The sequence below is a fragment of the Flammeovirga sp. SJP92 genome (assembly GCF_001583495.1).
Taxonomy (GTDB): domain Bacteria; phylum Bacteroidota; class Bacteroidia; order Cytophagales; family Flammeovirgaceae; genus Flammeovirga.
Map to the genome: position 1 here is coordinate 182600 of NZ_LQAQ01000035.1, position 8178 is coordinate 190777.

The 8178-nt window shown below is 31.0% G+C and carries 7 protein-coding genes; all 7 read left to right on the forward strand.

Going from position 1 to position 8178, the window contains the following annotated elements; genetic code table 11:
* The first annotated feature begins 76 nt into the window (after positions 1-76).
* Positions 77-1168 carry a hypothetical protein gene (locus AVL50_RS09255; RefSeq protein WP_062616207.1) on the forward strand — a complete coding sequence of 364 codons (1092 nt, stop codon included), beginning with the start codon at positions 77-79 and terminating at the stop codon, positions 1166-1168.
* A 178-nt stretch (positions 1169-1346) separates the two neighbouring features.
* On the forward strand, positions 1347-1688 hold the full coding sequence (locus tag AVL50_RS09260) for a hypothetical protein (RefSeq protein WP_157491228.1): 342 nt from the start codon (positions 1347-1349) through the stop codon (positions 1686-1688).
* Between the two features lie 119 nt (positions 1689-1807).
* Positions 1808-2485 (forward strand): hypothetical protein, encoded by a 678-nt coding sequence (locus AVL50_RS09265; RefSeq protein ID WP_062616209.1) that lies wholly within the window; start codon positions 1808-1810, stop codon positions 2483-2485.
* Positions 2486-2488: 3 nt separating this feature from the next.
* Positions 2489-3403 (forward strand): hypothetical protein, encoded by a 915-nt coding sequence (locus tag AVL50_RS09270; protein WP_062616210.1) that lies wholly within the window; start codon positions 2489-2491, stop codon positions 3401-3403.
* Between the two features lie 215 nt (positions 3404-3618).
* Positions 3619-5967, forward strand: a complete 2349-nt coding sequence (locus tag AVL50_RS09275; protein WP_062616211.1) for a DUF2339 domain-containing protein — start codon at positions 3619-3621, stop codon at positions 5965-5967.
* Entirely contained in the window at positions 5957-7195 is a 1239-nt protein-coding gene (locus tag AVL50_RS09280; protein WP_063850638.1) for a DUF3999 family protein, read from the forward strand. Before AVL50_RS09275 ends, AVL50_RS09280 begins: the two co-directional genes overlap by 11 nt.
* A gap of 421 nt (positions 7196-7616) precedes the next feature.
* The coding region (locus AVL50_RS09290; RefSeq protein WP_157491229.1) for a DUF3887 domain-containing protein at positions 7617-8178 on the forward strand (562 nt) is incomplete at its 3' end.

An 8178-nucleotide genomic window follows, 5' to 3' on the forward strand; every position in this document is an offset into this window, starting at 1 on the left:
ACGTTATGAATAATAATAAAATACAAGGCAAATTATTTTTTCAACTTGATAAGGAAAGCATTGAATTCATCAAATAATGTATAAATATAATAGAGCAAAACGGTTAGTAGTTTACGGTGAATGGGCACCCAAAGGAAAAAAACATCATTTACTAAATGGGATTATTGGTAAATGGGAAAAAGGCATAGTACAAGTTGGACATGGTACAATTGGTGACAGTATTTATTCTGGCAGCAGTCAAACTATTGAGGCATGGGGGCTTTTACTTGAAAAGGACAAACTGGAAATGTTTACTTCTGAATGGAGACAACAAACTGTAAGGCTTCATGAAATATGGGAAACATTGGATCAAATCATGGAACCAGATTTAATTCGATTTAAAACAGACTGGTGGCCTAAAAAAGCTGACCCTATAGTAGGTGAAAATGGTTATGAACAAGCCAATTTTTATGTTTCTTCAAGCTTGAATCCTCAATTGAAAAATTTATTTGATACTCCTCACCCTGACATTGAGGATGATATTATTAAATTATGGAGGCAACAGTTAAGTGGTGAAAAAAAGTATGAAACTTGTCGTTTTATATCACTTATTAAAGATTCATCATTTGATGAATGTAATGACATGTTTAAAAACTTACCTAAAGTAGAACCTTTTTTGGCTAAGCTCAAAACTTTCTATGAAGATATGGCTTATGAAGACGGCTATCTACTAAAAAAAGAGGGTGATCAAATGTTTGGTTATGTAATTCCCAAAAGCGAAAATCAAATCTCTCATTCAGAAGTTGAGGTATTAGTAAAAAATGATATTTCACAAAAAGCCACTTTACTAAAAAATAAAAGAAACTTGAAAGGCTCAAAATTTTTAAATGGTATTATGTTTAAAATAGAAGAGAATCCTGATGATAATTTAAAAAATGCATGGCCAGGTGATTATATGGAAACAATTAATGATATTCTTTCTTCATCAATTCGTAATAATAATAAGCAAGATTGGTTTTATGATGTTAATGAAGCCTGTTATGGAATAGCAGCTAATTTTACTATTACCAACTATTTAATGAGTGGTTATAGTAGACTAAAATATGATTTCGATATACCTTATTTAATATGGAAAGGTGGCTGGGAATATAAAATTATAGATAATACATGTTACATTTTGAGAAAGTAAAAAAATAACAGCAAACACATTTTAAACCGTGCTAAAGTCTAATGTTTTATATTTTCTTTTATTTGTTGGAGTGATAACCATTATGTTTCATAATATATATTCTATTAGAAATTTAGGCAGTAAATTTCCTGGAGGACAAGTATATTATTTCAAGTGCAATTCAAGTGAGTTATTTAGTATGATTGCAAAAGTAAAGAATGAAAGTAGGTTGCAGTTTCCAATTTCAAATTGTCAGAAATCATTTGTAGATGGGGTTAATAAACAGATAAATAATGATTATGAAATTTATCTGAAATACGCAGTAGAATCTAAGGAGTTAATTCATTATGTTAGACTTCACACCAAATGGGATCAATCAAATACCGAATTAGTTTATGAAGCATTTTATGATTCAAATTGTACTTATAAGAATATTGAACATGATTTTGATTTTTTTGAAAGAAGAAAGTACATTAAAGAATTTGAAAACCAAATAATTGACCATTTAAAGATTATAAGTGAGTTAAATAAGTTAGACTAAACTAAGTAATATTAATCTTCATGTATCTGAAAAAGATAATAATATGAAAGGAATAGAAGATTATTTAAAGATGATGAAGCATTAACCTCTCATTTAAACCATTCTATCCTCTAATAAATATGGATACATTCGAAATTCGCTGGCATCAATACGAAAAAAGAGAACGAAAAGTTCAGGGACATTCTTTCCATAAAGAATATTTCCATTTTCACCTCCAAAAAAAGCCAGATGAAAATCTATTAGAGTTCCTGAGAGAGTCCTATGAAAATGATTATTATGTCACCATCCGATACATCATTAATGGAGAGGATTTCGCAGACTATATGAATTTGAATTACTATGGACACCGAGCACTTGATGCCCCTGGTGGTGATTTTAATTCTTTGACATATCATTGGAATAGATATATTTCTGAAGGATTGTCAAAGTCAGATTGGTTAAACGAAATCTTCCTTAGAAATATCGCCTATTTTATTAAAGGTATAAAGGGAGAAAAAATTATTGCTGAAGACTTGAAAGCTTGGGGAATGGATGAGAAAGATGTAGAATTTTTCCTTGAGGATGCAAAGCTATCCTTTACTTTGTATGGATGTTGCCAATGTCTTGATAGAGAGTGTGGTTATTGGCCAATTGATATAGAAAAGAATGAACATTGGGTAAAGTGGCACCTTCCAGAAATGTATCACAAAGGATATCAATTTAAAAAAGAGAACTATTTAAAGGAATTCGAAGAGTATGATCAATTGATTACTGATCTGATTGAAAAACGTAAAGAGCTTACGCAAATAAAAAACTAGGCTATGAAATTAATTTTCACTTTTGGTTTACTAATATTCCAGTGTCATTTCACATTTGGCCAAATTGAAGTTTATGGAAAAGTAGTCGATAGCTCTGAGTATGAATTAGCAGGAGCGATTATTACAGAAGTAGGAACAAATAATATTTGTATCGCTAATGAAGCTGGTGATTTTAAGTTTTACACTTCCGATACTGCAATGATACAAATCTCATATATTGGCTATCTTGATACGCTTATTGAAGCCTCAAAAGTTCAAGGGGAAACTATAACCCTAAAAATGGATATGCAAGTTGAAGAGATAGCTCTCAGTTGTTGGGGATATTCAAAAAACTTTACCTTTGGGTATTATGGTGACTTTTCTAGAATGCCTTTTGGTATAACTACTCATTACTTTAGACCCTCCTTTTTCGGTTATACCTTTTTACTTTCTGGACAATTAAATTACAAAACAGATTTCAATACAAATTATGATTTCAAATTCTACTTGAATAAGTCTAACGTTATAAGAAGTCAATATTATACGCTTCATATTTGGGGGCAATATCATAGTAGACAAATAGAGATTGATTCTAAAAAAAATGAAATCAAAGACTATCAATTAACTTTTGATAATTCTATTGAAAACTTTATTGTAGGAATATCACCTGGCGTAATTTATAGAACCGAACAATATGACACAGAACATCAGCAGTTTGGAGTGTATATGGGCCTTAATTATGTCGTATCAAAAATAAATCAAAGTTGGTATTTCAATTACTCCTACTTCTTTGACTATTCAGAATATAGCATTGCTGTGTATCAAAAGTTTTTCAAAAATAAAAAGACACTCCGGAATTTTCTAATTGGATTAGATTATAAAAAATATCGCAGATATGATGAACTAAATATCTCTCTCAAATACAATTATTATCATTAACCTATCAATCATCGCTCTCTAAAAATAGTCTAACAACTTCTATCCTCAAGAGTTGTTCCAAGTGAAGGAAAGTGACAATCAATATAAAATGACAGCAAACATAAGTTCTAAAATGGATACATTTATTCCAGTAGTATCATCTATTCCTTTTTTTTACTAATTTTATAGTGTACTAGCTCTTTTCTAAGAGTTATTTTTTAATAAAAAGACAAACTATGACTAACGACCAAAAAAGAATTTATGAGCTTCAGGTCAAATTACAATCACTGGTGAAAAAGCAGGATTCTTTTGCTGCTGATATTAAACATTTAAAGTTTGAACTTGAACAGCTAAAAACTTCTATCAATACGTCAGAGACAGAGACTGAAAAAACTTCTTTGGTTGAGCAACCTATCCAAAGCATTAAGGAAGAAAAAGAAGTCATAAGTCAACCACAACCTACCTTTTCAAAAAATCAGATTACAGTACCTAAGGAAGTGAAGGAGCCTGCTAAGCCAAAGGGGAAATCTGACTTAGAGAAGTTTATAGGTGAAAACCTTATCAATAAAATTGGTATTCTAATCCTTATTATTGGTATTGGCATTGGTGGAAAATACTCCATAGAAAATGATCTAATAAGCCCTGTCACTCGAATTGTTTTAGGATATTTATCCAGTTTTGGTCTTTTAGGTTTTGGTATAAAGCTAAAGAAAAAATACACCAATTATAGTGCTATACTTGTCAGTGGGGCCATTGCCGTAATGTATTTTATGACATATATGGCACACAGTTTATATGGGCTCATTCCTATAAGTGTTACGTTTGTGATGATGGTTATTTTCACCATTTTCACCACCATTACCTCCTTGCATTACAATAAACAAGCATTGGCAATTATTGGATTAGTGGGTGCTTATGCTGTTCCTTTTTTATTGAGTACAGGTAAAGGAAATGCTAATGTATTTTTCTCTTATGTGGCTGTGATCAATATTGGTATGCTACTACTTGCATTTAAAAAATACTGGACACTCCTGCAGAAGTCTTCCTTTTGCATTACATGGTTCATTTTCCTTTACTGGATTTTTGGCGGCGGTAACTTTGAAGCAAAAGTAGTTACAGCATCAACTTTTCTAATCCTTTATTTCTTGACTTTTTATATTGCTTTTCTTGCATATAAATTACTCCATAAAGAACAATTTGAGAAAACAGATATTTTCCTCATTCTTTGTAATGCCTTTATCTTCTACGGTGTAGGGTTTGGTATTATCGAGAAAAATGAAGCTGACGGTTATCTAGGTCTGTATACACTCCTAAATGCAAGTATTCACTTTGGAGTGGGATATCTATTGTACACTAAGAAAGAAGTTGATAAAAATGTGTTCCACCTTGCCATGGCATTAGTGCTTATTTTTATTACGATTGCCATACCTGTACAATTCGATGGTAATGGAGTAACACTTTTATGGGTAGGTGAAGCCACTATTCTTTTTTGGATTGGAAGAAGTAAAAAAATCTATTTTTACGAAAAACTTTCTTACCCACTGATGCTTCTTGCATTTATAAGCATTTTTGAAGATTATGAAGCGACTTATGGTCACTATTATGAGAAAAATGATGATTTAAGAATCAACTTCTTATTGAATGTACAGTTCTTAAGTTCCGTTTTATTCATTGCAGGTTTTTCTTTTATCAATTTCATCCATATTAAAACACTTTCTCAAAAAGTAAACTCATCTAAGAATTTCTTGTCCAAAGCAGTGACAATAGGAATACCTGCAATTTTGATTATCGTGTCTTATATGGCAGTAGTATTGGAGATACAAAACTATTGGGATCAATTGTATGTTGATTCTAAAATTGTGCTTTCTGAAGGTAAAACAGTTAGAAATTACGATTTGAAAAAATTTGCTGATGTTTGGATTATCAACTATACTGTCCTTTTCGGAATAATAATTTCTTTCGTCAACTACTTTAAAGTTAAAAGCAAAGTCCTTACTTATTTCAATCTTTCAGTCGTCTTTTTCTCTATTTTCTTTTTCCTTTTTATTGGTTTACAAGAACTTGGAAGTTTAAGAGCACATTACATTTCTCAGTACAATGGAGAATATTACAATATCGGAATTATGAATATTGCCATCCGATATGTTTCAATTGCATTGGTTGGAATCTCCTTATTTATTTTAAATCGAAATCTTAACTTCGTTGACAAGAAAACTGCCTACATTAAGATCTATGATTCTCTAATGTATTTTACAGTCTTATGTATTCTCAGCAATGAGCTTATACATTGGATGGATTTAAGCGAATCTACTCAATCAGATAAATTAGGATTAAGTATTTTGTGGGGTATTTATGCCTTAACCGTGGTTGGAATAGGGATATGGAAGAAGAAAAAACACATAAGAATTGGTGCTATCGTTTTATTTGGAATTACATTATTTAAACTCTTCTTCTATGATATTGTCCACCTCAATACAATCGCCAAAACCATTGTCTTTGTCTCTTTGGGCGTCCTTTTATTAATCATTTCCTTTTTATACAACAAATTTAAAACAAACATTTCTAATGAAAATAATGATGAGTAGATACCTGTTGTTCATCGTAGGGATCTTAATGGTTCATAGTGGATTTAGTCAAATAGAGAAATATCATTATTATAAAGATATTGAGGGTGTTCAAGATGAATGGCACAAGATTATATTGACTGACGATATATATGCTAAAACGTCACAGCACCTTCATGATATAAGAATTTATGGATTCACATCAGAAGGTGATACACTTGAGGCGCCATATATTTTACAAGCAAAGGAAAATAAAACGATCATCAATAGAATTGCTTTTAAAAGAATTAATGAATCCCATAATGACGAAGGGTATTTTTATACATTTGAAACACCTTCCAAAGCGGCTATTAATCAAATCAATCTCGACTTCAGAAAAGATAATTTTGAATGGTATTTGAATTTAGAAGGAAGTCAAAATCAAGAAGATTGGTTTACTATTATTGATGATTATAGAGTTTTATCTATCAAAAATAAAAGCACAGATTATCGATTTACGGATCTCCATTTTCCTAAATCAAAATATAAATTTTACCGCCTTCAAATTAAATCCAAAAAGGATCCCTTACTCACCAAAGTAAGTATTCTTGAAAGTCAGAACATTTCAGGGGCCTTCAATACTTTTGAAGTAAAAAATCTAAAATACCTGAAAGGAAAAAAGACACAAAGTGAAATTGAAGTTGACTTGGAAAAAGTAAGTCGAATCAATAGCCTAGCATTAAATATTGATGATAAGTTTGATTATTACAGACCCGTCAGTATCCAATATTTAGCAGATAGTTTTAAGACTGAAAAAGGTTGGAGATATAATTATAAAACGCTTGCTAGAGGCATTGTCAATTCATCAAAAGAAAATGTTTTTCACTTTGATCAGAAGACCGTTCGTAAGTTGAAAGTCATTGTAGAAGACAATCAAAATACACCTTTAAAGATTAGTTCCCTCACCGTAAATGAGATCATCAATGAGCTTTTTGTGAGGTTTACAGATGATGCAAATTACCGCATTTATTTTAATACTAAATATCCTAGGAAAGCGAGCTATGATATCAATTATTTTGCTAAAAACATACCCGATTCTTTACAAGAACTTTCCCTTTCAAAGACCTTCATCATACAAAAAGAGCAGGTAGAGAAAGAGAAACCTCTCTTTGAAAGTGAGTGGTGGATATGGGCAGTAATGGTTGTTATTATTATCGTACTTGGAGGCTTTTCTTATAAAATGCTGAACAGTAAAGAAGTTGGGTTGTAGAGTTTTTGAGTACTTGGACTGATTACACTGTAACTAAATTATCGTCAACTTTTACTCAACATTTCTACAAGCTTTGAAGGTCCTACTTACAACCTTCTTTCTTCTTCATTTTTCCATTGATGAAAAACGAATTAGGTAGAAAGCCCACTGGTGCGAATGTTAAGCGTAAGCTTCATTCGTTCCTTCAGATCATAAGAAATCTCCTGATTTCTAAATACCTCAAAAAACGAAAACTTAGTTTACAAAGTACTAATTTTTTAATATTAATGGTTTTAGAAGGCACGAATGTCGCTATCACTTAACATTCGTGCCTCTAGGATTTCAACTATTTTAATTTGGTAGTGCTTCACTCGTCTTGAAGTGAAAAACTAAATCTACATCAACAATTTTTTATCAGAGCTAAATCTAAAACTTACAAAGAATGAAATACACTATACTAGTAATTTTAACTTTAATTGTTCACCTTTCTTTTGGACAAGAAGAAAAACCGGAGAATAGAAAAGTAACCGAGAATTTTATTGAAAAGTATAACAGTGATGATTACAATGGAATTTTCGCTATGTTTTCAGGAGTATTGCAACATACTTTACCCATGGATAAAATGACGGATCTGTTAAAAGAGATAAAAGGTCAGTCTGGAAATATCACTAATCAAAAATTGATTGAATATGAAAATGGTGCATTCGTTTCTTATAAAACGGTATTTGATAATGAAACTCTTATTCTTAATCTCTCTATTGATGATAATTCTAAAATAAACGGATTCTATATTGAACCGTTTGAAGATGACGTTTCTTTCAAAGAGGCAATCAATAATCTAACTTATAAAGAAGGCAAAATAACTAAAGCCCAAACCGAAATAATATTCGACAACGCAAAGGTTTTTCCAGACCTAACACAAATGGCATTCGCTCTTATCAAGAATGGAAAAGTAAATTACTACGGGATTAAGAAAGAGAATAACATCATTTCAAAAGTCAATC